24 protein-coding genes are annotated in these 25,270 nt (G+C 64.3%); 12 read left to right on the forward strand and 12 right to left on the reverse strand.

All coding sequences use genetic code 11. From position 1 onward, the window contains the following. Positions 1–189: 189 nt before the first annotated feature. From V8U06_RS13600 to V8U06_RS13640, 9 genes are all read right to left on the reverse strand, one after another. Complete coding sequence (locus V8U06_RS13600; RefSeq protein ID WP_427141102.1) at positions 190–1,773, reverse strand: GMC family oxidoreductase; 1,584 nt, start codon at positions 1,771–1,773, stop codon at positions 190–192. Positions 1,774–1,780: 7 nt separating this feature from the next. After that, on the reverse strand, positions 1,781–3,211 hold the full coding sequence (locus V8U06_RS13605) for an NAD-dependent succinate-semialdehyde dehydrogenase (RefSeq protein ID WP_427141103.1): 1,431 nt from the start codon (positions 3,209–3,211) through the stop codon (positions 1,781–1,783). Continuing rightward, positions 3,201–4,190, reverse strand: coding sequence for an NAD(P)H-dependent flavin oxidoreductase (locus tag V8U06_RS13610; RefSeq protein WP_427141104.1), 990 nt, complete (start codon positions 4,188–4,190; stop codon positions 3,201–3,203). Before V8U06_RS13610 ends, V8U06_RS13605 begins: the two co-directional genes overlap by 11 nt. Positions 4,191–4,193: 3 nt before the next feature. Continuing rightward, the gene (locus V8U06_RS13615; protein ID WP_427141105.1) at positions 4,194–5,813 is read right to left on the reverse strand and encodes an AMP-binding protein; all 1,620 of its coding nucleotides are present in this window, start codon (positions 5,811–5,813) and stop codon (positions 4,194–4,196) included. Further along, entirely contained in the window at positions 5,806–6,585 is a 780-nt protein-coding gene (locus V8U06_RS13620; RefSeq protein ID WP_427141106.1) for an enoyl-CoA hydratase/isomerase family protein, read from the reverse strand. Before V8U06_RS13620 ends, V8U06_RS13615 begins: the two co-directional genes overlap by 8 nt. Continuing rightward, complete coding sequence (locus V8U06_RS13625) at positions 6,585–7,772, reverse strand: CaiB/BaiF CoA transferase family protein (protein ID WP_427141107.1); 1,188 nt, start codon at positions 7,770–7,772, stop codon at positions 6,585–6,587. The genes V8U06_RS13620 and V8U06_RS13625 overlap by 1 nt, the downstream gene beginning before the upstream one ends. Further along, positions 7,772–8,518 (reverse strand): enoyl-CoA hydratase/isomerase family protein, encoded by a 747-nt coding sequence (locus V8U06_RS13630; RefSeq protein WP_427141108.1) that lies wholly within the window; start codon positions 8,516–8,518, stop codon positions 7,772–7,774. Before V8U06_RS13630 ends, V8U06_RS13625 begins: the two co-directional genes overlap by 1 nt. A gap of 8 nt (positions 8,519–8,526) precedes the next feature. Next, positions 8,527–9,453 (reverse strand): hydroxymethylglutaryl-CoA lyase, encoded by a 927-nt coding sequence (locus V8U06_RS13635; protein WP_427141109.1) that lies wholly within the window; start codon positions 9,451–9,453, stop codon positions 8,527–8,529. A gap of 79 nt (positions 9,454–9,532) precedes the next feature. Continuing rightward, on the reverse strand, positions 9,533–10,099 hold the full coding sequence (locus V8U06_RS13640) for a MarR family winged helix-turn-helix transcriptional regulator (protein WP_427141110.1): 567 nt from the start codon (positions 10,097–10,099) through the stop codon (positions 9,533–9,535). Between the two features lie 177 nt (positions 10,100–10,276). Between V8U06_RS13640 and V8U06_RS13645 the strand changes: the two genes are divergently transcribed. The 8 genes from V8U06_RS13645 to V8U06_RS13680 all read left to right on the forward strand — a co-directional run bounded on the left by V8U06_RS13645 (position 10,277) and on the right by V8U06_RS13680 (position 18,309). Next, entirely contained in the window at positions 10,277–11,320 is a 1,044-nt protein-coding gene (locus tag V8U06_RS13645) for an ABC transporter substrate-binding protein (RefSeq protein WP_427141111.1), read from the forward strand. Between the two features lie 21 nt (positions 11,321–11,341). Further along, positions 11,342–12,409: an ABC transporter ATP-binding protein gene (locus V8U06_RS13650; protein WP_427141112.1), complete on the forward strand. Its 1,068-nt coding sequence runs from the start codon at positions 11,342–11,344 to the stop codon at positions 12,407–12,409. Next, the gene (locus V8U06_RS13655) at positions 12,406–13,308 is read left to right on the forward strand and encodes an ABC transporter permease (RefSeq protein WP_427141113.1); all 903 of its coding nucleotides are present in this window, start codon (positions 12,406–12,408) and stop codon (positions 13,306–13,308) included. Before V8U06_RS13650 ends, V8U06_RS13655 begins: the two co-directional genes overlap by 4 nt. After that, a complete protein-coding gene (locus V8U06_RS13660; protein ID WP_427141114.1) occupies positions 13,308–14,117 on the forward strand; it encodes an ABC transporter permease in 810 nt (269 codons plus the stop codon). The genes V8U06_RS13655 and V8U06_RS13660 overlap by 1 nt, the downstream gene beginning before the upstream one ends. Positions 14,118–14,159: 42 nt before the next feature. After that, complete coding sequence (locus V8U06_RS13665) at positions 14,160–15,542, forward strand: aminotransferase (RefSeq protein WP_427141115.1); 1,383 nt, start codon at positions 14,160–14,162, stop codon at positions 15,540–15,542. A 12-nt stretch (positions 15,543–15,554) separates the two neighbouring features. Beyond that, positions 15,555–16,580: a histone deacetylase family protein gene (locus tag V8U06_RS13670; protein ID WP_427141116.1), complete on the forward strand. Its 1,026-nt coding sequence runs from the start codon at positions 15,555–15,557 to the stop codon at positions 16,578–16,580. A 168-nt stretch (positions 16,581–16,748) separates the two neighbouring features. After that, the gene (locus V8U06_RS13675) at positions 16,749–17,063 is read left to right on the forward strand and encodes a helix-turn-helix domain-containing protein (protein WP_427141117.1); all 315 of its coding nucleotides are present in this window, start codon (positions 16,749–16,751) and stop codon (positions 17,061–17,063) included. Further along, positions 17,056–18,309, forward strand: coding sequence for a type II toxin-antitoxin system HipA family toxin (locus V8U06_RS13680; RefSeq protein ID WP_427141118.1), 1,254 nt, complete (start codon positions 17,056–17,058; stop codon positions 18,307–18,309). The genes V8U06_RS13675 and V8U06_RS13680 overlap by 8 nt, the downstream gene beginning before the upstream one ends. A 91-nt stretch (positions 18,310–18,400) precedes the next feature. Here V8U06_RS13680 and V8U06_RS13685 read toward each other — a convergent pair whose 3' ends face one another. Continuing rightward, complete coding sequence (locus tag V8U06_RS13685) at positions 18,401–19,225, reverse strand: universal stress protein (protein ID WP_427141119.1); 825 nt, start codon at positions 19,223–19,225, stop codon at positions 18,401–18,403. A 180-nt stretch (positions 19,226–19,405) separates the two neighbouring features. On the opposite strand from V8U06_RS13685, the gene V8U06_RS13690 reads away from it, so the two are divergent. The 3 genes from V8U06_RS13690 to V8U06_RS13700 all read left to right on the forward strand — a co-directional run bounded on the left by V8U06_RS13690 (position 19,406) and on the right by V8U06_RS13700 (position 21,343). Continuing rightward, the gene (locus V8U06_RS13690) at positions 19,406–20,236 is read left to right on the forward strand and encodes a universal stress protein (RefSeq protein ID WP_427141120.1); all 831 of its coding nucleotides are present in this window, start codon (positions 19,406–19,408) and stop codon (positions 20,234–20,236) included. A gap of 134 nt (positions 20,237–20,370) precedes the next feature. Beyond that, complete coding sequence (locus V8U06_RS13695) at positions 20,371–20,796, forward strand: copper resistance protein (RefSeq protein WP_427141121.1); 426 nt, start codon at positions 20,371–20,373, stop codon at positions 20,794–20,796. A 46-nt stretch (positions 20,797–20,842) separates the two neighbouring features. Next, positions 20,843–21,343 carry a cytochrome b gene (locus tag V8U06_RS13700; RefSeq protein WP_427141122.1) on the forward strand — a complete coding sequence of 167 codons (501 nt, stop codon included), beginning with the start codon at positions 20,843–20,845 and terminating at the stop codon, positions 21,341–21,343. A gap of 44 nt (positions 21,344–21,387) precedes the next feature. Here V8U06_RS13700 and V8U06_RS13705 read toward each other — a convergent pair whose 3' ends face one another. Next, a complete protein-coding gene (locus tag V8U06_RS13705; RefSeq protein WP_427141123.1) occupies positions 21,388–22,476 on the reverse strand; it encodes an MgtC/SapB family protein in 1,089 nt (362 codons plus the stop codon). Positions 22,477–22,626: 150 nt separating this feature from the next. On the opposite strand from V8U06_RS13705, the gene V8U06_RS13710 reads away from it, so the two are divergent. After that, positions 22,627–24,639, forward strand: a complete 2,013-nt coding sequence (locus V8U06_RS13710) for a heavy metal translocating P-type ATPase (protein ID WP_427141124.1) — start codon at positions 22,627–22,629, stop codon at positions 24,637–24,639. Between the two features lie 28 nt (positions 24,640–24,667). On the opposite strand, the gene V8U06_RS13715 is transcribed toward V8U06_RS13710, so the two are convergent. Beyond that, positions 24,668–24,907, reverse strand: coding sequence for a hypothetical protein (locus V8U06_RS13715; protein WP_427141125.1), 240 nt, complete (start codon positions 24,905–24,907; stop codon positions 24,668–24,670). Positions 24,908–25,270: the final 363 nt, after the last annotated feature.

The raw sequence follows: 25,270 nt of genomic DNA on the forward strand, positions 1-25,270 counted from the left end.
TCGACTGCCTCGCCAGAAAGCCTCGCAAGTGGAGGTAGATCAACATGATCGCTGAACGTTCCGCACACTCTGGCAATGGAAGGCAATGCAGGTCGTCACCAGTCCACCGAGTCATTGCGGATGAAGCTCAAGCCGATCGTTAAATCTTCCAACTGGCTTCGACTTGGCAGCTTGACGGTTCGGCTCCCCTCAAGGGCGCGACAACAGGAAGTCTGCGCAGCGCTCTGCGATCATAATGCAGGGGGCATTCGTGTTGCCGCTCACGAGCGTCGGCATGATCGAGGCGTCTGCGATGCGCAGGCGTGGGATACCCCGCACCCGGAGCTGACTATCGACGACCGAGAGCTTGTCCCGGCCCATCCGGCAGGTCCCGGCCGGGTGGTAGACGGTTTTCGCATTGGCCCGCGCATGCGCCTCAAAGTCCGCATCGGTCGACTTCTGGTCCCCAGGAGCTAGCTCCCGGAAGCCGAGCGCCTTCATGGCGGGCGCGGCGAGGATCTCGCGCGAGAGCTTGATGCCGCGGACCAGCGTGTCGACGTCTTCCTGGGCGACTAGGTTGTTGCCGACGAAATGGATCGGGTCCTCGACCCTGTCGCTGCGCAGCGAAACCTTGCCGCGCGAGACGGGACGCAGGATGCAGGGATTGATCGAGACGCCGTGGCCCTCCATCTGGCCGCGCGTGGCATCGCCCACGAGGGTCGGCGTGACGTGGATCTGGATGTCGGGCCGCCCGCAGCCGCTCGTGTCGATGAACCCGCCGCTTTCCACCACATTCGACGACAACAGGCCGGACCGTCCGAACAGATAGCGAAGCCCGTTTGCGACGGCCTTGAGGCCCTTGTCCTGGTCCTTCAGCGAGATCGGCCGATTGGTGATGCCGTAGACGGAGACGGCGATATGGTCCTGGAAGTTCTCGCCGACACCGGGAAGGTCGCGCACGACCGGAATGCCATGCCGCGCGAGCATCTCGCCCGGGCCGATGCCGGACAGCATCAGGATTTTCGGCGTGGCGAGCGCCCCGGCGCACAGGATGACCTCTTCTTTTGCCCGCGCGTCGACAATGCTGCCGTCCCGCCGGCGATAGGCAAGGCCGGCCGCCGCGCCGTTCTCTAGGATGATCTTCGTTGCGATGCTCTCCGTGGAAATCTCCAGGAGAGGGGAGCGGCGCACCGCCTTCAAGTAGGTCACCGCCGTGGAACCGCGGCGGGCATTCACCGTCGTCGTCTGGTAGAAGCCGACACCGTCCTGCCGCGCGCCGTTGAAATCATGCGAATAGGCAAGGCCGGCCTGCTGCGCGGCCCGGACAAAGGCCGCGCTGATCGGGTGGCGGAAGCGGGGCTCGGAGACCTTCAGGGGGCCGCCGGTGCCGTGGTACTCGTCGGCGAGAACCTCGTTGTCCTCCGAACGGCGGAAGACCGGCAGGACATCCTCGTATCCCCAGCCCTCGCAGCCGAGATCGCGCCAGGTGTCATAGTCCTCGGCCTGGCCGCGAATGTAGATCATCGCGTTGACGGACGAGCCGCCGCCGAGCGTCCTGCCCTGCGGCACGAGCAGGACCCGGTTGTTGGCGCCCGGCTCCGGCTCGGTGGCGTACATGAACGTCCGCCGGGTGCCGAGAACCTTCACGAAGGTGGCGGGGATGTGGATATAGGGCGTGTTGTCGGCAGGCCCCGCCTCGAGAAGCAGGACGCTCTTGCCTGCCGTCACAAGGCGGTTTGCCAGAACGCAGCCGGACGACCCGCCACCGGCGATGATGTAGTCGTAGCTCTTCATCGGGCGCTCACAGGCCGATATGGCTGACGAACTTCGTCGTCAGGTAGGCATCCAGCGTTTCGCTCCCGCCCTCGCTGCCGTAGCCGCTCTCCTTGAGGCCGCCGAAGGGCGTTTCCGCAGCAGCGAGGCCGAAATGGTTGATCGAGACCATGCCGGCCTCAAGCTCGGTCGAAAAACGATCGGTCGTCGCGAGCGAGCGCGTGAAGCCGAAAGCGGCAAGGCCAAAGGGCAGGCGGTTGGACCGCCGGATCGCCTCGTCGATACTGGAGACGGGCACGAGCGCCGCGAGCGGGCCGAAGGGCTCGTCGTTCATGACCGCTGCGTCTTCCGGCACGTCGCTCAGCACCGTCGGCTCGAAGAAATAGCCGCTGTTGCCGATGCGCTTGCCGCCGCAGTCCAGCCGTGCGCCATGCGAGACGGCGTCGTCCACGAAGCGCGCCATCGCATCGAGCCGCCGGGCGTGCGTGAGGGGGCCCATCTGCACGCTGTCCGACAGGCCGTCGCCGACCTTGATGGCGCGCGCACCGGCCACGAAGCCCGAGCGGAAGGCGTCATAGACGTCTTCCTCGATATAGAAGCGCGTAGGCGCTGCGCAGACCTGGCCGGCATTGCGGAATTTCAGCATCAGGCCGAGCTTGACGGCGGCGTCGATATCCGCGTCCTTCGCGACGATATACGGTGCATGGCCGCCGAGCTCCATCGTCGCGCGCTTGACCCCGGCCGCGGCCATCGCCCCGAGCTTCTTGCCGACCGGAACGGAGCCGGTGAACGAAATCTTGCGGATGACCGGCGAGGCGATCAGGTGCTCGGAAACCTCGGCCGCCGGGCCGAAGACGATGCCGAGCACGCCCGGCGGCAGGCCGGCATCCTGGAACGCGCGGGCAAGTGCGATACAGGCGGACGGTGCTTCCTCCGGCGGCTTGGCGATGATCGAGCACCCGCTGGCGAGCGCGGCGGAGACCTTGCGCACGAGCTGGTTGATCGGGAAGTTCCAGGGGGTGAACGCGGCGACCGGGCCGACGGGCTCGCGCAGCACGACCTGGCGTGCGCCGCGCACGCGCGCGGGGATGACGCGGCCATAGGCGCGCCGGCCCTCCTCGGCGTGCCATTCGATGTGCTCGGCGGCGGCATTCGCCTCGCCGCGCGCCTCGGCGACCGGCTTTCCCTGCTCCCGGGACATGAGCTGCGCCATGGTTTCGGCACGCTCTCGCACGAGGGCTGTTGCCTTGTGCAGGATCTTCGCCCGCTCGATCGCAGTGGTCCGGCGCCAGGTTTCGAAACCCTGCTGCGCCGCTTCCAGCGCCGCGTCGAGGTCGGCGCGTTCGCACAAGGCCAGCTGCGCGATCACCTCGCCGGTTGCCGGATTGTGGACATCGGCCGATCGGCTGCCGGCGGGCGCGCGCCATTCGCCGTTGATGAGAAGCGGTTTATCCAGCATGGCTCAGTCCTTCATGAGAGCGTGTCATGGGGCGGGGCAGGGCGGCAAGCGCCGCCGCGTAGTCCCGTGCGATTGCGGCGACGATGTCCGCCGCCGGTAGGATCTCGTCGACGAGGCCTGCGCTCTGGCCGGCCTCGACCTTGCCGTTCTCGACATCGCCGTCGAAGGCCGCGGCCTTGAGCGAGGCGGTGGCGAAGAGCGCCTTGCGCTCCTCCAATTCCCGTCCTTCCGCCTCCGCCGCCTGCATCCGTTCGCCAAAGCCGTTGCGCAGGACGCGGATCATGCCGAGGCCATGGCCGACCACCATCGTGTCGGTGACGGAGGCAGACAGCAGGCGCTCGCTATAGGCGGCGTGCAGGCGTGCCTCGCAGGACAGCATGAAGCGTGTGCCGAACTGCGCGGCGCCCGCCCCCAGCGCCAACGCGGCGGCAAGGCCGTATCCATCGGCAAAGCCGCCGCTGAGGATGAGCGGCACGCCGGGCACTGCCCTTGCGATCGCGCGGCCGAGAACGAGCGTCGAGACGAGGTCTGGCGGCGGGTGGCCGCCGGCTTCCCCGCCGACGGCGATCAGGCCGTCGACACCGGCCGCCGCCGCCTTGGTCGCATGCTCCGCACCGGCGACCACATGCAGGCAGACGGTGCCGACGGCTTTGAAGCGCTCAAGGTAGCGCTTCGGTCCGCCCTGGGAGGCGATGAGCACAGGCACCCGCTTTTCGACAAGGAGGTCCATGATCTCGTCGGCGCCCCTGCGATAGAGCGGCAGGTTGACGGCAAACGGCCTGTCCGTGCCCGCCCGCACCGCATCGATCGCCGCGGCGAGGTCGTGCGCATACATGGGGCCTGCGGCGATCACGCCAAGACCGCCGGCGGCCGACACGGCAAGCGGCAGGGCCGCGTTGGACGATGCCCATGACATGCCGGCCTGGATGATCGGCAGGTCAATGCCGAGGAGCCGCGTCACATCGGTTTCTATCCGCATAGGTTACGCTCCGATCAGCTTGCGGGCGTGTTCGGCGAGCTGCTTCTTCTGGATCTTGGCGCTTGCCGTCATGCCCATCGCTTCGAAGCTCTCGACGATCCAGACATGGCGCGGCACCTTGAAGCCGGCCATGTTGGATTTCGCCCAGTCCATGATCTCCGCCGGTTCGGCCTTGGTACCCTCCCTCAGGATGACGAAGGCACCACACACCTCGACGAGGCGCTCGTCCGGCACGCCGACCACCGCCGCCTGGCGGATCGCCGCATGGCGATGCAGGACGTTCTCCACATCGGCCGGCGAGACGTTCTCGCCGCCGACGCGCACGATCTCCTTGACGCGGCCGAGGAAGGTCAGCCGGCCGTTCTGGTCCAGCGCGCCGAGATCGCCGGTGGACAGCCACCCGTCGGCTGAAAGCGCGGCCCGCGTTTCGGCGGGCTTGTCGAAATACTCGCGCATCACGCTCCAGCCGCGTACGCGGATTTCCCCCGGTTCGCCGCAAGCGGCATCCTTGCCGTCTTCCTTCACGACGCGCACGTCGATGCCCGGTTGCGGCCGCATGGCGGCCGATATGCGGACGGCCTCCGGCTCCCACCAGCAGGACTGCGCGACGTTGGGTGCAGCTTCCGAAAGCCCGTAGCCGACGACGCATTCGTGCGCGCCGAGCTCGTCGATGACGCGGGCGACGATGGTCGGGGAGGCGGCGAGCCAGGCGCCGCGCAGAACGAGGCGGCGCGCCGGGCGCTCGGGATGGCTCAGCAGCATCAGCGCCATCGTGTCGTTGCCGGAGAAATGCGTGCAGCGCTCGGCTTCCATCAGGCGCAGGGCCTCGCCCGGTTCGAACCGGTCCATGGAGACGAGCGTCGCCATGTGCTGGAGGCAGGAGAGGATGGAGAGGGTCGTGCCCGCGACGTGGAAGAACGGTCGGGCGCTATGGAACCGGTCGCCGACGCGAAGGCCCATGCGATGACCGGAAACGAACGCGTTGCCCAGCATGCTGCGCTGGGTGAGGAGAACGCCTTTCGGAAAGGATGTGGTGCCCGACGTATACTGGATGAGCAGCGGGTCGTTGGCCTCGTCCCGCGCCTGCGCGGGCGCGGTCCCGCTTGCGAGCAGGCCCTCCCAGGCGAGGGCCGCGGGCGGCGCGGTGTCACCGATGACGATCAGCTGCTTGAGGTCCGGAAGGCCGGGGGCGGGCAGCCGGTCGATGAGCGCGGGGTCGATCTGCCGCAGCAGGCCGATGAAATCGATCTTGAGGAACCGGTCGCACAGAATGAGGCGCGAGACCTTCGACTGGGAAAGCGCATAGGCCATCTCGTCGGCGACGAAACGGGTGTTGATCGGCACGGTCACCGCGCCGAGCGAGCCGATCGCCAGAAAGATCGCCACCCAGCGCGTGGAATTGCCAAGGCAAAGGCCGATGTGCTCGCCCTTCCTCACGCCCTGCGCCGCCAGTCCATCGCGGATGCGGGCGACCTCCGCGGCGAGCGCGGCATAGGTCAGCCGCCCGTCCGCCGCGACGACGGCCTCGACATCGCCGGCAAGCGTTGCGGCCCGTGCCAGTGCCGCGGAGATCGTCGTTGGGCAGAGCGCGCCGATGTCGAAGGGTGCGGCATGGTCAGACATCGGGGTTCTCCTTGCCGCCGACGCTGTTCGCGAAGCGGTTCAGGCCGTCGCGCCAGCCGCCGTCCGCCAGGCACCGTTCGATCGCGGCCATTTCGACGCGGATGCCGTTGTTGAGGTCGGTTTCGCTGCCGAGATCCACCGCCTGCTTGGTCAGCGCCATGGCAAGCGGGGGCGCCGCGGCGATCGCCTCGGCGATGCCGGCGATGGTTTCGGCCAGGGCCTCTGCGGGCACGATGCGCGCGACGAGGCCAAGCTGGTAGGCCTCCTCGACCGGCATCGTGCGGCCGGTGAACAGGAGTTCCTTGGCCCGCATCTTGCCGATCGTGCGTTGCAGGCGCTGCGTTGCGCCGACCGTGCCCCATTGCGGCTCGGGGAAGCGGAAGGTCGTCTTGTCGGATGCGATGACGAAATCGCAGCTCATCAGGATCTCGCCACCGGAGCCGACCACGGGGCCTTGCGTTGCCGCGACGACCGGCTTGCGGCAACGGGCAATGGCGTCGTAGGTGGCGAAGGAGGCGCGACGCCGGGCGATCACCCAGGCCTCGTCCCGGCCGTTGCGCTCCTTCAGGTCCGCTCCCGCGCAGAAGACGGGGCCGTTTGCCGAAAGCACGACGGCGCGGATGTCGGCGTCGGCATCGAGCGCCTCGAACATCTCCTTCAGGGCAAGGCACATCGGCAGGTTAAGGGCGTTGCGCGCTTCCGCGCGGTCGAGCACCACATGGGCGACACCCTCCTCGCGCCGCAGGAGAACCGGGGGTTTTGCTTTGCTCATCAGATCACTCCCTCATTCCTCAGCCGATCGATGGTCTCGGCCGCCATGCCCAGCTCCCCCGCAAGCAGCGCCGCCGTGTCCGCACCGAGCGGCGGCGGGCAGCCGATCGCGGGATCCTCGTAGCCCACAAAGCGCAGCGGCGTGCGCAAGGCGCGCACGGCGCCCTCTTCCGGGTGGTCGAAGGTGCCGACGACGCCGCGGGCCTCGCTGTGGGGATCGCTCAGGATCTCGCGGACGGTATTCACCTCACCCGCCGGCACGCCGCGCTCTCGCAACGCCTCGGCGAGCGGTCCGCGGTCGCGCTGTGCGATCGCCTGCCGCATGCCCGCCATCACCCGTTCGCGGGCCGCGACGCGGGCCGCGTTCTTCCTCAAGGCCGCATCGGCGGCAAAATCGTCGAGGCCGAGGACCGCGCAGATCGCGTCCCAGTGCTGGTCGCTGCCGCTGATATGCAGCCATCCGCCGTCGGCGCAATGGAACGCCGCGGAGGGAACACGGCCCGGATGCTCCGTTCCCGAGCGGCCGATATCCTCGTCCAGCGCGAAGAGCCGGGCGGCGGCAAGTGCAAGCAGGCTGGTCTGGACATCCATCATCGACAAGTCGATATGGCAGCCCCGACCGCTGCGCCCGCGCCCGACCAGCCCTGTCAGGATGGCGATTGCGATCCACAGGCCCGAGGTCATGTCCGAGACCGGAATGCCGGCTTTGGCGGGCGGCGCGTCGGGATGGCCGGTCAGATGCATGATGCCGGAGAGCGCCTGGAAGATCGTGTCGTAACCATTGCGCAGGCGATAGGGCCCGGTCTGCCCGAAGCCAGTATTGGAGACGTAAACGAGGCCGGGATTGCGGCGGGAGAGCGCGTCATAGCCGAGATTGAAGCGGTCCATCTCGCCGGGCAGGAAGTTCTCCAGAACGACGTCGTGCGTCTCCGCAAGCCTGGCAGCGATCTCTTGTCCTTCCGGCGATTTGAGGTTCAGCGTCATGGACCGCTTGGCGCGGTTGAATGCGAAGAAATAGGCGCTTTCGCCGCGGGGCAGGCGTGGCTCGAACAGGCGCGATTCATCGCCCGTGCCCGGCCGCTCGACCTTCGTCACCTCCGCGCCGAGCTCGGCGAGGATCTGCGTCGCCATGGGGCCGGCGAGAACGCGGGAAAAGTCGAGGACGCGGATGCCTTCGAGCGGCTTCATCAGCGCTCCTCCCGGAAGCTGCGCATCTGCGCGTTGACGGTGCGCCCGGCGGCCATGGCCTCATCATAAGGCAGATCGGCGACGCGGTAGTACAGCGACTTAACGGCGGCCATCGCCTTGGGATGCGCAGCCGCCCATTGACCGGCGATCTCCAGGGCCGCCTCGACGACCGCCTCCGGCGCGACGATCCGGTTGACGAGGCCGAGGGCACGGGCCTCTTCCGCCCCGATGAGGCGGCCGAGGCTGACCATCTCGAAGGCCGCCTTGCGGCCGAGCGAGCGTTGCAGGCCGGTCATCACCAGGGCGGGCACGATGGAATGCTTGAGCTCGGGATAGCCGAATTTCAGGTCCGTTCCGGCGACCATCATGTCGCAACCGATCGCGAGGCCCGCGCCGCCGCCGACGGCCGCGCCGCGCACGGCCGAAACGACCGGCTTGGACAGGCGCTGCATCATCGCCTGGGTCCGGCAGGTGAGGTCGGCGCGCTTTTCCACGAGGTCCTGGTTGGCAGGCGTCAGCGTGGAAAACTCCGCCAAATCCGCTCCGGCGCAGAACGCCCGTCCACGCCCCGTCAGCACGATGGCCCGCACGGCATCGTCGGCGTCGGCGGCCAGAAGCGCGTCATGCAGCGCCTGCGTCAGGGCCGTGTCGAGGGCATTCAGCTTGTCGGGTCGGTTGAGCGAGAGGATCCGGACCGGGCCGCGGTCTTCGCTCATGAGGATCGGTGAAGCGTCACTCTGTGTCATGAAAAATCCTAGGCTGCCAGATGGCTGAAACCGGTGCGGGCCACCTTGCTCTGCAACTCCCGCCCAAGCGCCTGCTCGCATTGCAACGAGGCGGCCTGAAGCTTCTCGATATCGATGCCGGTCGCAACGCCCTCGGCCTCGAAGAGATTGACGAGATCTTCCGTCGCGACATTGCCAGTATAGCCGCCGCCATAGCGAATCTGGGTGGGATGACCTCCGACGCCCCCGATGGCACTGTCGAACCAGCGGCAGCCGGCCTCATAGGCGGCCATGCAGTTGGCGATGCCTGTGCCGCGTGTGTCGTGGAAATGGGCGATCGGCGTGACGCCGGGCACCTCGGCCATGGCGCGGGCAAAGAGGCGGCGAACGCTGCCGGGCGTGCCGTGACCGGTCGTGTCGCAGATGGAGACGTGGCGCACGCCGAGGTCGGCAAACGCCTTCAGGTCGCCGATCACGGATGCCGGCTCGACCCGGCCCTCGAAGGGGCAGCCGAACGCCATGGAGATCACGCCGATCAAGCGGAAGCCGCCATCTGCCAGCGCGACCATCTCGGCAATGTTGCGCCATTGCTGCGCGCGCGTCGTCCGCAGGTTCTTCTCGGTGTGCGCCTCTGTCGCCGACACGAGCAGGCTTATCTCCTCCGGGCCACAGCCGCCTTCATGATCCTCGATTGCGCGTGTGACCGCATGGAGGTTGGGGCAGGTCGCCTTGTAGGCCGTGCCCGGCCGGCGGCGGATGCCGGCCAGGACCAGGCTGGCATCGGCAAATACCGGCACATGGCGGGGGCTGCTGTAGCTCGTCGCTTCCACGCGCGGGAACCCGGCCTCGGAAATGGCGTCGATCAGGGCGATCTTGGTTTGCGTGGAAAGGTCTGTCGTTTCGTGCTGCAAGCCGTCCCTTGCAAAACACTCGCAGATCGTCAGCGCGTCCGACATCTCGATCCTCCCGGTTTCCTTGGAGGTAGTGATGCGAAATTTAGTTCATATTGTCAACTATAATTTCTGCTGGCGGCCTTCACTCCTCGTCCAGCTCGCGCAGATCCTCCTGGGATGCGCGGGTTTTAAGGTCGTGGAAATAGTGCGCGCTGTTGCGTCCAACCCGTTGCAGGAGCTCGATCAAAATCTGTCGCTCGGCGTGGCTGAGGGTGGAGAGCATGTTCTCGTTGCGCTCGAAGGCGTCGGCCAGGATCGCCTGCGACAGGTCGAGACCCTCCGGACTTAGCTTCAAGAGGATGCTGCGCCCGTCCTCGGGGTTTGCGGTCTTGAGGATATAGCCGCGCTCGATCATCGACGAAACGGTCCGACTCATCTGGCTTTTCAGGAGTCCGCTGTGTTTTGCGAGCTCCTGCAGCGGCACTTCGCCGAGATATTTGAGGACGGCGAGCGCGCGCCATTCTCGGGCCGTGATGCCGTATTTCGGCCGGATCGAGAGGGCTGCGATGCGGGTGGAAAGGCCGGCCAGCCGCTGCAGCTCAAAGGAGAACAGGTCCCGTATGTCCGGCTCGCTCTTCTGGGGTGCCAGGTGCCCACGAAAGAAATTGCCGTCGGAGCGATCCGCGATGTGTTCGACTTTCTTATTCAAATGGTTGCTCCAAGCAGGTCCCGCATGGAGATCCCATGCGCAGGAATTTAGTTGACAAGGTGAACAATATAGTTCATTCCATTAACTAGATTGGCACGCAGGGAGCGGATTGTCGATCATGCAATCGGGCTGTGGAGGATGGCTCCAGCCGAGCATCACCTGAGGAGGAACTTGGTAATGGCATCGTGTAATCGCGCATTCTTGACCATCGCCGCGACAGCGGGCGTGCTGTCCTTCACGGGCGCCGCTGCGGCGCAGGATGTCCTCACCGTCGCCGGCTTTGGCGGCAACCTTCAGACCGACCTGCGCAAGACGATCTGGCAGCCGGCGGCCGATGCCGCAGGCATTGAATTGCGCGAGGAAACCCATGACGGGCTCGCCGCCGTGCGGGTACAGGTGCAGTCCGGCTCCCCGACCTGGGATGTGGTGCATCTCGGGGCGGACGAATGCGCGGTCGGCGGCAAGGAGGGGCTTTTCGAGCCGCTCGACTACAGCACAATCAGCACGAAGGGTTTTGACGCGCGCGGCTACGGCGAGCATTGGATCGCGACCAACACCTATTCCGTCGTTCTGGCCTGGCGCACCGACGTCTACAAGGACAAGGCGCCGGCAAGCTGGCAGGATTTCTGGAATGTGGATGCCTTCCCCGGCCGTCGCGCCCTCAGCACCTACCCGCAGGAAATGATGGAGATCGCGCTCATCGCGGATGGCGTCGACAAGGACAAGCTCTATCCGCTCGACACCGAGCGCGCGCTCGCGGCGCTCGAGAAGATCAGAGCCAATGTCGGCGTCTGGTGGTCGTCCGGAGCGCAATCCGCCCAGCTCCTCAAGGATGGCGAGGTCGACATGATGGCGATCTGGGGCAGCCGCGTGGCGTCAGTGATCGCGGACGGCGCGCCCGTCAAGTTCACCTACCAGGATGCGATCCTCGGCTACGGCTGCCTGGCCATCCTCAAGGGCGCGCCGCACGCGGCGAGTGCTCAGAAGTTCATCGCCGGCGTGGTCTCGCCTGAGGTTCAGGCGCGCATTCCGGAAATGATGCCCTATTACGGTCCGACCAACAGCCTGGCCTTCGAGGTGAAAGCGTTCTCGCCGGAGGTGCTGGCGCAATCCAACATGTCGCCGGAAAACGTCAAGAAGCAGACCTTCCTCGACGCAAACTGGTGGCGCGACAACAACGAGCTGGTTCGCGAGGACTACAGCCTCCTGATGTCGAACTGATCAACGAGCCGGGAGGACAGGATGCGCTCGGGCAGAGTCAACCTTCGCGAGGTCCACAAGGCCTATGGCAGCTTCAGGGCGCTCGACGGCGTCTCCCTGGATATCAAGGCGGGGGAGTTCCTGACGCTTCTCGGTCCTTCCGGCTCGGGAAAGACCACGCTTCTCAACGTCATCGCCGGCTTCGAGCGGCCCGATCTCGGCAGCTTGCTGGTCGATGATGTCGAATTCATCACGCGTCCCCCGCACAAGCGCGACCTTGGCATGGTGTTCCAGAACTATGCGCTGTTCCCGCACATGGACGTCTTCTCGAACGTCGCCTATCCGCTGAAGCTGCGAAAGGTGGACAGGGCCTCCATCCGCAAGAGGGTGATGGACGCGCTCGAGATCGTCCATATGCAGAACCTTGCCGAGCGGCGCATCACCGCGCTGTCGGGCGGCCAGCGACAGCGCGTGGCGCTGGCGCGCGCCGTCGTCTTCGAACCGCGCCTGCTGCTGATGGACGAGCCGCTCTCCGCACTCGACAAGAATCTGCGCGAGCACATGCAGATCGAACTCAAGCGGCTGCACAAGAAGCTCGGTATGACGACGATCTATGTCACGCACGACCAGCAGGAAGCCCTGACAATGTCGGACCGCATCGCGGTTCTCGACAAGGGAAGAATTATCCAGCTCGACGTTCCCGCGACGGTCTACGATCGCCCGAACTGCAAGTTCGTCGCCGGCTTCATGGGCGAGACCCGCTTTCTGCCCGTGGAGCGCCGCGATCAGTCCTATGTGCTCGACGGACGGCCGCTCCGGCTTGCCGATACGAGGGCCCTCACATCGACGGGTGAGGCCTGGCTCATGGTCCGCCCGGAGCGGCTTCGCTGGCAGGGCGATGCCGACCGCGACAATCGCATTGAGGGCAGGGTGCTCGATGTCGTCTATCGGGGAGACTGCAACCAGGTGTCCGTCTCGCTGCCCGGCGGGCACGAGGTCGCGATCCGCCACGCAGGGGCGGAACAGCAACCCTTGCCGCAGCCTGGCGATACTCTTGCCCTGTGGCTGCCTGCGGACGCGAGCCTCGTCATCGGGAGCGCCGCGCCATGACGCTTGCCATCGATGGAGCGCCCGGCATGCCGCTCAATCGCGCCATGCTCAAGAGCGCAAGGCGCCGGGAGCGGCGTATATTCAGCGGGCTTGCCCTGCCGGCGCTGGTGCTCGTCACCTGCATTCTTCTCATTCCCTTCGCATGGCTTGCCTGGCTCTCCTTGTTCGACGCCGCCGGCAATCTCACAACCCAGAACTATGCCCGGCTGCTGCGGCCCGCCTATGTCGGCAGCTTCCTCACCACCTTCAAGGTCGCCGGCCTGGTGACGGCGCTATGCGTGGTGCTCGGCTATCCGGTCGCCTATCTCCTGTCGCAGCTTCCCGCGCGCGCCGCGCAGATCCTCCTGGTATTCGTCATCCTGCCGTTCTGGACGTCGGTGCTGGTGCGCACCTATGCCTGGCTGGTCCTCTTGCAGCGCAACGGCGTCATCAACGATTGGCTGCTTTCAGCGGGCGTGGTCGATGAACCGCTTGCGCTGGTGCACAATCTGACGGGCACGATCATCGGCATGGTGCATGTCATGCTGCCCTTCCTGATCCTGCCGCTCTATGCATCCATGAAGGCGATCGATCCGGTGCTCCTGCGCGCGGCGGCCAATTGCGGCGCCTCGCCGAGCCAGGCGTTCCGACAGGTCTTCCTGCCGTTGTCGATGCCGGGCCTTGCTTCGGGCAGCGCGCTGACCTTCGTGCTTTGCCTCGGTTTCTACCTGACGCCGGCGCTTCTGGGCGGCGGACGTGTCGCCATGTGGTCGACGCAGATCGCCGATGCCGTCTCGAAATTCTCCAACTGGGGCGCGGCGAGCGCCCTCAGCGTGGCGCTTCTGGTGGTGACGGCCGTCGTCCTTTGGGGCGTTCGCAGACTGACCGACGCCTTGAGCTTTTCCGCGGGGAAAATGTGATGCTGAAGACGCCCGCCACCTCCACCCAGATCACCCATGGCCAGCGCCTCTGGCTCTATGCAACGGTTGCGCTCGTCATGGCCTTCTTGGTCATTCCCTGCATCCTCGTGATACCCATGTCCTTCTCGGACTCGCAGTATCTCGAGTTTCCGCCACGCAGCCTCAGCCTGCGCTGGTACGAAGCCTTCTTCACGTCGCCGGAATGGATCCAGTCCGCCGTGGTCTCGCTCAAGGTTGCAGGCTTCACAACGGTGCTGGCCACCGTGCTCGGCACGCTGGCCTCCTACGGGCTCTACAAGGCGACCAGCCTCTTCACGCCGCTCACACGCGGCCTGCTGATGCTGCCGATGATGATCCCGCTGATCTTCGTCGCCATAGGCGTGTTCTTTGTCTACGCTCGCTTCGGGCTCAACAACACCATCACCGGCCTCGTTCTGGCGCACACCACGCTCGCTATCCCCTTCGTCATGATCGCCGTCGGCAACGGGCTGAAGAGCTTCGACCCTAATCTCGAACGCGCGGCCCGCAGCCTCGGGGCCTCGCCCGTGACGGCCTTTCTCACGGTCACGCTGCCGCAGATCCGCATCTCGGTCTTCTCCGGCATGCTCTTCGCCTTCGTCACGTCCTTCGACGAAGTCGTCGTGTCGCTGTTTGTGTCGAGCGGCGCGAACTCCACGTTGACCAAGCGCATGTTCGCCAACATCCGCGACCAGGTCGATCCGACCGTCGCCGCCATCTCATCGATGCTGGTGGCGCTGTCGATCATCGTCCTGATCGCTGCCCAGTTCATGAAGCGCAAGGACGTCTGACGCCCATTCGATGCGCCCCGCATCACATTTCAGGAGGAAACCATGTACAATTCGCTGCGCATGCGCGACATCGCGTCCCAGATTCATCCGCAGACCAATCTTGCCGCCCACGAGACCGTCGGGCCGACGATCATGGCTCGCGGCGAAGGCGCCTATGTCTATGACGACGACGGCAAGCAATACATCGAGGGTATGTCCGGCCTCTGGTGCGCGGCGCTCGGCATGAGCGAGAAGCGGCTGGTCGATGCGGCGACGCGTCAGCTCAACACATTGCCCTACTACCAGAACTTTGCCCATCGCGCGACGGAGCCGGCGATCGAGCTTTCGGAGCGTCTCCTGAAGATCGCGCCGGTTCCGATGTCCAAGGTGCTCTTCCAGAGCTCCGGCTCGGAGGCGAACGACACCGCCGTCAAGCTCGCCTGGTACTATTTCCACGCCCAAGGCAAGCCGGAGAAGAAGAAGATCATCGCGCGCAACCGCGGCTATCATGGAACCTCGATTGGTTCGGCCAGCATTACCGGTCTGCCGCACTTGCACCGCGAGTTCAATCTCCCCCTCCCGGGCTTTCTCCATGTCACATGCCCTCATTTCTATCGCGAGGGCCGGCCGGGGGAGACGGAGGAGGACTTCGCCACGCGTCTTGCGGAGGAACTGGATGCGCTGATCCTGGCGGAGGGGCCGGAGACGGTCGCGGCCTTCTTCGCCGAACCGGCTATGGGGACGGGCGGCGTTGTCCTCCCACCGAAAACCTATTTCGAGAAGATCCAGAAGGTTCTGAAGAAACATGACGTCCTCTTGGTCGCCGACGAGGTCATCACTGGCTTCGGGCGCACCGGCGCCTGGTGGGGAAGCCAGACCTTCGGGCTGGAGCCGGACATGATTACCTGCGCAAAGGCGCTGACCGCCGCGTATATGCCGCTCTCCGCTGTGCTGCTTTCCGAAAGGCTTTATGCCGGCATGAAGGCGCAAAGCGAAAAGATCGGCGTCTTTGGCCATGGTTACACCTACGGCGCACATCCCGTTGCATGCGCCGTCGGCGTCGAGGCGCTGAGGATCTACGAGGAGGATGGCATCATCGACGGTGTCGCGGCGCTCGGCGAGCGCATGGCCGAGGGCATGACGCCGCTTGCCGAGCATCCGCTCGTCGGCGAGGTGCGCGGCGTCGGCCTGATGTGGGGCGTCGAGATCGTCCGCGACAAGCGCACGCGCGAAGCCTTTCCTGCCGAGATGCAGTTCGGGATCGGCATTCAGAACCGCGCCTTCGAGAACGGACTGGTCTGCCGTTCGCTCGGCACGGCGATCGCCTTCGCGCCGCCGCTCATCAGCACGCCAGAGCAGATCGATGCGGTCGTCTCGCGGTTCCGCGACGCTCTCGACAGGTCGCTCGACGCCTACCTCGCCGGCGGCGGCCGGCTCGGCGACTGAGGGGAGGCCGTCGTGCTGGCGATCTATGACGAACGGCAGGCGCTACACCGGCCCCTGACGCGCATTGCGGGCGGCGTGCTGAAGCCCAATCTCGAGGTGCCCGAACGCATCGTGCTGCTGCGGCAGGGGTTGGCGCTGGCGGGTGTCGATGTCGTCGCGCCCGCCGCAAACGATACCAGCCTGATCCGTGCGATGCATGACCCCGGCTACCTCGATTTCCTCGAGAACGGCTTTGCCGCCTGGCGCGCCATCCCGGGCAATGGCCCGGAGCTGCGGTCGAGCGTTCACCCGAACGTCTATATGACCCGGCGCCCCGACGATCTTCTCGGCCGCGCCGGCTTCTATCAGGCCGATGCCGGTTGCGTTCTGGTGGAAGGAACCTGGCAGGCCGCACGGGCGAGCGCGCTGACCGCGCTTGATGCCGCGGCGCGCGTGCTTGACGGCGACGGCATGGTGTACGCCTTGTGCCGGCCGCCCGGCCACCATGCCTATCGCGACAAGGCCGGTGGCTTTTGCTACCTGAACAATTCCGCCCTTGCCGCCGAGCGGGCGGTCCTGGCGCGGCGGCGCGTCGCAATCCTCGACATCGATGTGCACCACGGCAACGGGACGCAGACGATGTTCTACGATCGCGGTGACGTGCTGACGCTGTCGGTGCATGGAGACCCTGCATCGCTCTACCCCTATTACGCGGGCTACGCTGATGAATGTGGGGTCGGCGCAGGAACTGGAAAGAACCGCAATTTTCCTCTTCCGCTCGGCAGCGACGGCGCGGTCTACCTGGCGGCAGTGAGGGCAGCATGTGACGAAGTCCGACAGTTCGGCGCCGACTTCCTGGTGCTTGCCCTCGGCCTTGACGCGTCCGTGAACGATCCCTTCGCCTGCATGAGGGTGGACGACGAGGACTTCGCCCGCATAGCAAAGGTTATCGCAGAGGTGCGGGTCCCGACCGTTATCGTCCAGGAAGGGGGGTATGTTTCACCGCACCTCTCCGCTACCCTCGCGGCCTTCATTTCTGCCGTTTCCCAGTCAGGGTAGGGACGGGGTTTCGCTGGCCATTATGCGGCTGCTCATAGAACAGCATAGATGATATGTAAACAGTTCAAATAAGGCGATATGATCCTTATTCATATCTTTTCTGTTGACCGGTCTCAAAATGTTTGAGATAACTTACCCTGCTCCAAGGAGAACTTTCGGGTAGGTGGGATGGCACGGTCTCAGTCGGATGCCTTGCTGGAAATCGGACGGTTGCTGAAGGCTACCCGTAAGGGCCGGCAATTGACCCAGGAGCAGGTTGCCGACATGGCGGGGATATCGCGTCCCCGCTATCGCGAGATAGAAGCCGGAAGCAGTGCTGCGCGCACGACGACCCTGATTAACATCGCCCGCGCTCTCGGACTTGAGCTGATGCTTATACCGCAGGCCATGGTGCCGGCCGTCGGCGCGCTGCTGCGGCCGCAGGATGATCGCGACGATCTCCCGGCATTCATGGCTCATCCGGACGGGGATGAGAATGCCTGAAGCTTCATCCGATCCGAGAACGATCTCGTCGCTCGACGTGCTGCTGAACGATATGAAGGTCGGCACGATCGTCAGGACGCCTGGCGAGTTCAGCGCTTTCAGCTTCGAGGACAGATATCGTGCAACGGGCGGCTTCCCGGTGCTCAGCCTGTCTTTTCGAGCAGCCACTGGCGGCTTGCGCAAGGACCCGAAACCCGTCGCCAGAGCTTTGCCGGCGTTCTTCGCCAATCTGCTCCCGGAAGACAAACTGCGCGAGGCAATGGAAAAACACCACGCGGGGAGTGTTCGCGCGGGAAACGATTTCGACCTGCTCGTCGCACTGGGTTCGGATCTGCCAGGCGCCGTCCGCGTGGCACCGAGCGACAGGACGATTGCCCGTCTCGACAATCTGCCCGCGACCAAGCCGAAAGCCCGGTTTTCGCTCGCCGGCGTCCAGATGAAGCTATCCGTCATCAAGAACACGGGCAAGGGCGGTGGACTGACGTTGCCAATCGGCGACGAGCAGGGGGCCTATATCGCCAAGTTTCCATCGACCTCGTTTCCAGGCGTGTCGGAAAATGAATATGCCAATCTTGCATTGGCTGAAGCGATCGGCATGGAGGTTCCAGAGCGTGAACTCGTCGAGCAATCCGAGTTCGAAGGTATCCCGAAGGAGTTCGAGACGCTGTCGGACGGCAGAGTCCTGCTCGTCAAACGTTTCGATCGTGGCGCAAACGGCGAGCGGATCCATATCGAGGATTTCGCACAGGTATTCGGCGTCTATCCTTCGCGGAAATATGTAGGAGCTGCATATCATGATATCGCCGCAGCCTTGAACGTTGCCGTTTCGCCCGACGCTGCGCTCGAGTTCGTCCGCCGACTCGCTCTGGCTGCCATAACCGGCAATGGAGACATGCACCTGAAAAACTGGTCGCTGATCTATCGCGGCGCGGGCGACAAACCGGAGTTTGCGCCTGTCTATGACGTGCTCTCGACGATCCCTTACATCCCGGCAGACGCAATGGCGCTGTCGCTTGCCGGCGAGCGGTCCTTCAAGGCGTTGAATGCGCAAAGATGGAAAGCCTTCGCCAATCGCGCGCGCTTGCCGGAAGCGGCCGTGCTTAAAGCGGTGGTCGATACGGTCGAGCGCGTCAACGACGTTTGGTGGTCGCTGCCGGAACGGAGTGTCGTTCCGGCGAAGGTGCTCGAGCGTATCGATACACATGTAAGTCTGATGACGCCGATCCTTGGCGCGCGCGCGGAGTGAAGCCGTCCGGCCAAACGGTACCGAGCCTTGTGCTGGCCCGCGCGGACTCCGCGAGCCAAACCGATTTCCTATCCGCCCAGATCACGACCGTCTAGCTCGACATGAAGCGATTCCGGCCGCTTTCATCGAGAAGAAATCGAGTGATCCCCCCAAACACCCATTCCCTCAGGCGACTATGCCCATATGCGCCCGACACGATGAGATCTGCCCCACTCTGGTCGAGATATTGCAGCAGGCCGATCGTCTCATCTGCACTTTTGGAAATATGGGATCTGGCTCTCACGTTATGGCGGGCAAGGTACGAAACAACGTCCGCGTTGCTCTGTCGCAGCGAAGCGTCGGGTTCGGCGCTGACCGAGATGACAGTCACGTCCGTCGCCAGCGACAGCAAAGGAATGGCATCGGCCACGGCGCGGCGCGCCTCGCGCGTGTCCTTCCAGCAGACCACGACCTTGTTTGCCGGTATGGCATTTGCCGCGCTTCCCACGACGACCGCAGGACGGCCAGCGCGCAATGCAACGCTGGCCGGGTCGACGGTTCTATGGGAATCCCCGGAATGCGCACCGTCCGCCGCTGCCATGACTATCAAATCAGCGGCGCGGGCAAATTCAACGATCGCCTCGGTGGGCGCCTTCATCTCCTCACGCCATTCGAGTTCGACCCTACCGGCCGCGACGGTACGAAACTCGTGGTGGACCTCCTTCATACGGTCTTCGAGGTCCTTGTACATCTGCTGTGCCGTGCTGGTTGCCGCATAGCTGGACGCTTGCATGGCAAGGGGGGAAACAAGCGGCTGGGCAGCACACAGACCAATCAGCCGTGCACCCACCTGCGATGCCAGGTCGACCGCAGCATTGGTGATCGGCTTGACTGGCCGATCGATGTCCAGGTTCACGAGAATGGTACGATAGTTCACGGCTCTCGCCTCCGCCGAAAGTTGGAATATCACGAGACTAGCGCTAAGCGCGCCCCGCGCGTTGACCCCGGTCAAGCGAGGTCGGCTCGGAATTGTCTTTTGACGTAGATCATCGCGGCACGCACGCGCCGGGAGCAATCTCTCCTTCATCGCAAGACCATCAGGGGAAGGAGCTCAGAAATGTCGTTCAGGACCATACTTTCGCTCATCGGCACGACAAACGCCGAGGGGGATACTGACAAGGCCGTAGCGCTGGCAGAAGAATGCGACGCGCACCTTTCCGTCTTGGCGCTGAGAACGGCGATAACGCCGTTCGGGGCCGACTATCCGGCCGCGGCCGCCTGGCTGAACGAGCGTCAAAGGGAAATCGACGAGGTCGTCGATGCTCGACGCATTGCTGATGAGTGCTGCAGGAAAGCTGGCGTATCCTTCGATGTCGACCATATCTACGACGATCGCTTCATTATCGAGAGCAACATCGGCACGCGGGCCATGTACGCAGACGTGGTCGTCGCCGGTGAAGGTGTCCGCTCAGACACCCAGCTTCGCAACGCTGCAATCGCGGCGACGGCGTTCAATGCCGGTACGCCTCTGCTCTTAACGCCTAAAGCAGGGTCTGCGACCTTGAAGCCGAAGAACGTTCTTCTGGCCTGGAATTCGCGTCCGCAGGCGGCCAGCGCCGCAAAAGCCGCTATCGAGATGCTGGAAGGTGCCGATACGGTCCGTCTCGTCGTCGTCGATCCGGATTCGTCGTACTTCGAGAATGGTGGAGAGCCGGGCGCCGACATGGCGGCCTTCCTGTCGCGTCATGGCGCAAAGGTCGTGATCGAGCAGATCGCGAGCGGCCAGAGGCCCACGGAAGACGTCATCCGCCAACATGCGCTCGAACTCGGCTGTGACATGATCGTGATGGGAGCCTATGGCCATTCGCGGCTGCGCGAGCGCGTTTTCGGGGGCGTCACCGCTTCGCTGCTCGATAAGTGCGACGTGCCGGTCTTCATGGTGCGGTAGAAGCCGGAGCGTCCCAACGCTCATATCGCAACGGGACGCTCATCCTGATTGCCCTCGCGTTTCTCGTTATCGTTCAGGCATCTGTCAGCATGACAACCTATTCCCGATGGAGTTCCACCCAAAAGGACGCTGACATGAACATCCGTCGCACTATCCTCACCGCGCTCGCCGTCGTCGCAATCACCTCGCCTGCATGGGCCGCGAACACCGTCAAGGTCATAGAAGGTGGCGAAGGCGGCGGTCCGATGACGCTCACACTCGACCACTCCACGATAAGGGCTGGAGAAACGACGTTCGTGGTGCACAACGACGCGGTAACCGAGGAGCACGAAATGGTCTTGGTCAAGCTGAAGTCGGCCGATCAGAAGATCGATGTGATTGCCTCCAGACACCGGGTGGACGAGAAGCAGTTGAAAAGTCTCGGCGAAGTGGCGGATCTCAAGCCCGGTACGGGCGGGGAGCTGAAGGCGAAACTTGCCCCTGGTTCCTATCTCCTTCTCTGCAACATCAAGGGGCACTACGAGGCGGGAATGCACGCCCTGCTGACAGTGACGAACTAACCCTCTCCTCCTGATGCTATCACACGAAACAAGGCGAACCACGCCCATGGCTACGACCGCATCGCTCTCCTTTTCCCTGCCGCAGCGCGTCTTGCACTGGCTCACAGCGGGGTTCGTCTTCTTCAACCTGCTCTTTCCGGACGGCATGAATGCGTGGAACCGGAGCATCAAACAAACCGGTGCGGCGAGCGCCGACCAGGTGGCAAGCGCCAACATCCATGCCTATGCCGGCATTGCGATTCTCGTTCTTGTCGCAGCGCGCCTTTTGCTCAGACGTATCCAGGGCGTGCCGGATGCGCCAACTCAGGAGCCACCGATGTTCAGGTTGGTTGCTAAGGCCTCCGAATGGATTCTTTACATCCTTCTTATTGCCATGCCGGTTACCGGCGCCGCGGCGTACTATTTCGGGTACGAGGACGCGGGCGACCTTCATGCCGACATCCTCAAGGCCGTCCTGTGGGCTGCTGTCGGCCTTCATGTTCTCGGCGCGCTGGCGCACCAGTTCTACTGGAAGACCAATGTGCTTCGGCGGATGACGATCGGCTGATCGTCCTTTCCTGTGCTTGGCGGCTACGCCGCTGAGCACGACGGCTACGTGCCGGCCATGATGGTGTGAGCTGCAAACGCTGCCGCGCCGGCAACGAGTGTGAGGCCGGCAATGGGCCTGCTGAAGGTCCATGGTCCGAGGACGGCTGCGATGCCGGCACTGCATAGGGCATTCGTCGCCATGGCGATAAGGATTGCCTCTCCAATCACGTGGATCGGTATGGAGCCCCGGCCCACTTGCAACGCGGCCAGCACGGCGACATCGACATCGACCGTGCCTGTCAATGCGCTCGTGGCCAGAAGTCCGGAGCTCCCGAAGCGCGAGACCAGAGCAGCGCTTGCGATCGCAGCTGCCGCAAAAATCGTCGCGAAGATCAGCAGCGGACCGATCTCGAAGGGATTGCTGGCCGGAACGTCCGCGAGCGGCTTGTCCTGCCCCCAGTAGAAAATAGCGAGCCCAGATCCAACGAAGACGATTGCGGCCGTGGCTGCGGCCGGGCCGATGGCAATGATCGCTGCCGGTTCGATAAGCAAAATGAGACTCATCACACGCAGGATTGAAACCGCTGCGCCGAGCGCGGCGGCACCTGCAAGCAGAAGCGGATCGGTAGAGGGTTTTGCGGTGCGCGCCAGAACCATAGTGACGGCGGTGGACGAGACGAGGGAGCCGGCAAGCGCACTCAACACGAAGCCCTTGCTCGCTCCGAACATCCTGACGGCAATGTAGCCGAGGAACGAGAGGCTCGCGGTCAGAACGGTGAAGAACCAAATCTTCCAGGGATTTAGCCCTCCCCATGGGTCGATGGTCTCATTCGGCAGGATCGGCAGGACCACCGCCGTCATGACGGCAAGCATCAATGCAGAGCGCAGTTCCATCCAGGTGAGGCGCTTCAGGAATGCATGCAGGACGTTCCGACTTGCAAGCGTGGCCGCAAGGGCCGCGCCTCCGGCCGCCGCAGCCTGGGCATCGCTGGCAATCACCAGACCGCCGAGTGCCAAAACGCCAAGCCCCGCCATGACGGTTGTGACACTATAATCGGAATCCGAGCGCGCCTCGCGCAGCTTGAACACGCCCAGCGTCACGGCGTACCCCACGAAGCCGACCGCAAAGAGCATCGGAGAGTTGAGGGTCATAGCGAGGGCCGCCAGCACGCCGCCAAGAAGTCCCGATACCCGAACGTGCGCATGCCGGCGGTTCTGCTGGCCTCGGGAGCTTCCCGCTCCTGTCAGCCACGCTCGAGTCCGACTAGAAGACCGATCGATGGCGCGAGACCCAGTCGGGCTATGAGCATATCCATTTCGAGAACCATCAGGAATGGAACCAGCCGGCCAAGTCGCGGTGGTCGCTTATTTTACTGTAGAGGAATTGCCGCTCCCGGAATTGATCTTGCGCAAGGCGAGTGCGCCGGTCTTTGGGCTTACTGTCTTCGCATTCGGCCGATAGGAGCAGGGAACGTGCCACAAGCGGACAAAGGTCTCTGGCAACGACATTCGAGCGTGATCCTGGTCGCAATCGCCGCTGGTGGGTTGGTGATCGGCTTGGCCTTGTCATGGCAGGCAGCCCGCTACGCCCCTCTTGTCTGGAGCGCAGCGACACTCGTCATCCTTGCCAGTCTGCTTCGGCAGGTTTTCAGAGCGTTGCGCCGCGGCGATGTTGGCCTCGATATCGTTGCGGCGCTTTCGATGTCGGCTGCGATTGTGTTCGGCGAGCCGCTTGCCGGAAACGTCGTTGGCTTGATGTATGCGAGCGGCCAGCTCCTGGAATCGTTCGCCGAAGGGCGCGCGCGCCGCGAGATGACGGCGCTGATGGGGCGCATTGCGCATTTTGCAATGCGCCACGGCCCGTCCGGGCTCGAGGAGGTCGCCATCTCCGAGATACGGCTGGGAGACCGGCTGCTGATCCGGCATGGCGAAGTGTTGCCGGTGGACGGGATCATTGCCAGCGATGGCGCAACACTGGACATGGCCGCCTTGACGGGAGAGCCTTTACCGCACTCCGCTCCACCTGGAGCCGAAGCACTCAGCGGCTCGACCTGCGTGGGCGCGGCGTTCGATCTGGTCGCCAACCGGACGGCGGCCGAAAGCACTTATGCCGGGATCGTCCGGCTTGTCGAGGCCGCACAGGCGAGCAAGGCGCCCATGGTGCGCCTGGCCGACCGTTTCGCGATGGGCTTCCTGGTCCTGACCCTCATCATTGCGGGCGCCGCCTGGGCCTTTTCGCAGGATCCGATCCGTGCACTTGCCGTCCTTGTCGTTGCGACGCCCTGTCCGCTTATCCTTGCGGTCCCGGTCGCCATCATTTCCGGCATGTCGAAGGCGGCGCGCATCGGCGTTCTCGTGAAGAACGGCGGCATGCTCGAAATGCTGGCGCGGGTGCAGACGGCGGTTCTCGACAAAACCGGCACGCTCACCCATGGCCAGGCAGCGGTGGTCGAGATCAGGACGATGGCGCCCTTTACGGCGGAAGCGGTGCTGAAGGCGGCCGCAAGCCTCGATCAGGCGTCCGGTCATGTCGTTGCCGCTGCGCTGGTCCGCGCGGCAAGCGAACGGAGCCTTCGTCTCTCGAAGCCAGAGGCTGTGCGGGAAGTGCCCGGCACGGGTATCGAGGGCTATGTCGACGGAACGCGAATTGTCGTCGGCGGCAGCGGTTTCGTGCAACGCACGTCCGGCTGCGACGATCCGCATCAATTGATCGCGCCCGAAATGCGCGCGGCAATGACGGTGGCCGTCGCCATCGATGGCGCGCTCGCGGGCATGATCGTGCTGAAGGACCAGGTCCGCAGGGACGCGCTGCAGGTTCTCGGTGACCTGCGCGCCGCTGGCATCCGAAAGCTCGTGCTGGCGTCCGGCGACCGCACGGAGATTGCTGAAGCGGTGGGCAAGGCACTTGGCATGGATAGCGTGCTCGGCGATCTGACGCCGGAAGCCAAGGTGGACGCCGTCAGGAAGGAGACCGGCAGCGGCCCGGTGATGATGGTCGGCGATGGCGTTAACGATGCGCCTGCGCTCGCTGCGGCCGATATCGGTGTCGCCATGGGCGCCCGCGGCACGGCCTCGTCGTCGGAGGCCGCCGGTGTCGTGCTCCTTGTCGACGAGCTTGCGCCGCTCGCCAAGGCGATCGCCATTGCGCGTCGAAGCCGCCGGATCGCGTTGCAGAGCGTCTCGGTGGGACTGACGCTGTCGGTCGGAGCGATGGTTGCGGCGGCCTGCGGTTATCTTCAGCCCGTCGAAGGTGCGATCCTCCAGGAGGCGATCGACGTGGCCGTGATTCTCAATGCACTGAGGGCCCTTCGATGATGTGCGGCTGAAATCCCCGCCGGTATCCTCAGTGTGACATTTCGCTTGTTTCGCTCATGGCTTCGCGCCCGTTCATTGCGAGGATCTCAAGTTCAAAGAAAACGTGGGGCGAGGTGGCCACGATCGGTTGCGGCTGAGGCTTGAGGCCGCCTGGTTCCCACCAATCGACGTCTCTTGCAAGGAACGCCCAAGCCTTCACACGCTCGTCGTGCAGTTCGTCTGTATCGGGAAGGTCATCAAACAGCGTGTCCACGATGACGCTTTCCATCGATGTCTCGATTCCAGTGCGTCGATGAGCAGGCATGCTTTGGGATTGGTGCGTAGGATGTTGAGCTTCTTACCCGGCATCGAGAATGCAAGGAACCGATTCGCCGAATAGGCGTAGCAGATCCGGACGACATAGGCACTGTTGTTTTCGGCGCAAGCCAATCGCGCCAGGCGTTGGCAGGCAATCGTCGCCACGCATTCGTTGTGTGTCATTTCGCGGATCATCATCGAGAAATCCTCCTTCGATCCGTGGGCGAACAAGTGTCATTTCCTTCCTCTTCGGCTTCCGACACATTGACGCAAGGCAAATGAACGGAAGGCCTTGCCTTTCCGCGGGATCGACAGGGCACTACGACGGCGACGG

This window comes from Shinella sp. G-2 (genome assembly GCF_050172695.1).
In the GTDB taxonomy this organism is placed as follows: Bacteria; Pseudomonadota; Alphaproteobacteria; order Rhizobiales; family Rhizobiaceae; genus Shinella.

Coding starts and splice junctions, on each gene's coding strand:
- V8U06_RS13600 (WP_427141102.1), bottom strand. CDS start 1,773: ATGAAGAGCTACGACTACATCATCGCCGGTGGCGGGTCGTCCGGCTGC.
- V8U06_RS13605 (WP_427141103.1), bottom strand. CDS start 3,211: ATGCTGGATAAACCGCTTCTCATCAACGGCGAATGGCGCGCGCCCGCC.
- V8U06_RS13610 (WP_427141104.1), bottom strand. CDS start 4,190: ATGCGGATAGAAACCGATGTGACGCGGCTCCTCGGCATTGACCTGCCG.
- V8U06_RS13615 (WP_427141105.1), bottom strand. CDS start 5,813: ATGTCTGACCATGCCGCACCCTTCGACATCGGCGCGCTCTGCCCAACG.
- V8U06_RS13620 (WP_427141106.1), bottom strand. CDS start 6,585: ATGAGCAAAGCAAAACCCCCGGTTCTCCTGCGGCGCGAGGAGGGTGTC.
- V8U06_RS13625 (WP_427141107.1), bottom strand. CDS start 7,772: ATGAAGCCGCTCGAAGGCATCCGCGTCCTCGACTTTTCCCGCGTTCTC.
- V8U06_RS13630 (WP_427141108.1), bottom strand. CDS start 8,518: ATGACACAGAGTGACGCTTCACCGATCCTCATGAGCGAAGACCGCGGC.
- V8U06_RS13635 (WP_427141109.1), bottom strand. CDS start 9,453: ATGTCGGACGCGCTGACGATCTGCGAGTGTTTTGCAAGGGACGGCTTG.
- V8U06_RS13645 (WP_427141111.1), top strand. CDS start 10,277: ATGGCATCGTGTAATCGCGCATTCTTGACCATCGCCGCGACAGCGGGC.
- V8U06_RS13650 (WP_427141112.1), top strand. CDS start 11,342: ATGCGCTCGGGCAGAGTCAACCTTCGCGAGGTCCACAAGGCCTATGGC.
- V8U06_RS13655 (WP_427141113.1), top strand. CDS start 12,406: ATGACGCTTGCCATCGATGGAGCGCCCGGCATGCCGCTCAATCGCGCC.
- V8U06_RS13660 (WP_427141114.1), top strand. CDS start 13,308: ATGCTGAAGACGCCCGCCACCTCCACCCAGATCACCCATGGCCAGCGC.
- V8U06_RS13665 (WP_427141115.1), top strand. CDS start 14,160: ATGTACAATTCGCTGCGCATGCGCGACATCGCGTCCCAGATTCATCCG.
- V8U06_RS13675 (WP_427141117.1), top strand. CDS start 16,749: ATGGCACGGTCTCAGTCGGATGCCTTGCTGGAAATCGGACGGTTGCTG.
- V8U06_RS13680 (WP_427141118.1), top strand. CDS start 17,056: ATGCCTGAAGCTTCATCCGATCCGAGAACGATCTCGTCGCTCGACGTG.
- V8U06_RS13690 (WP_427141120.1), top strand. CDS start 19,406: ATGTCGTTCAGGACCATACTTTCGCTCATCGGCACGACAAACGCCGAG.
- V8U06_RS13695 (WP_427141121.1), top strand. CDS start 20,371: ATGAACATCCGTCGCACTATCCTCACCGCGCTCGCCGTCGTCGCAATC.
- V8U06_RS13700 (WP_427141122.1), top strand. CDS start 20,843: ATGGCTACGACCGCATCGCTCTCCTTTTCCCTGCCGCAGCGCGTCTTG.
- V8U06_RS13705 (WP_427141123.1), bottom strand. CDS start 22,476: ATGACCCTCAACTCTCCGATGCTCTTTGCGGTCGGCTTCGTGGGGTAC.
- V8U06_RS13710 (WP_427141124.1), top strand. CDS start 22,627: ATGAGCATATCCATTTCGAGAACCATCAGGAATGGAACCAGCCGGCCA.
- V8U06_RS13715 (WP_427141125.1), bottom strand. CDS start 24,907: ATGGAAAGCGTCATCGTGGACACGCTGTTTGATGACCTTCCCGATACA.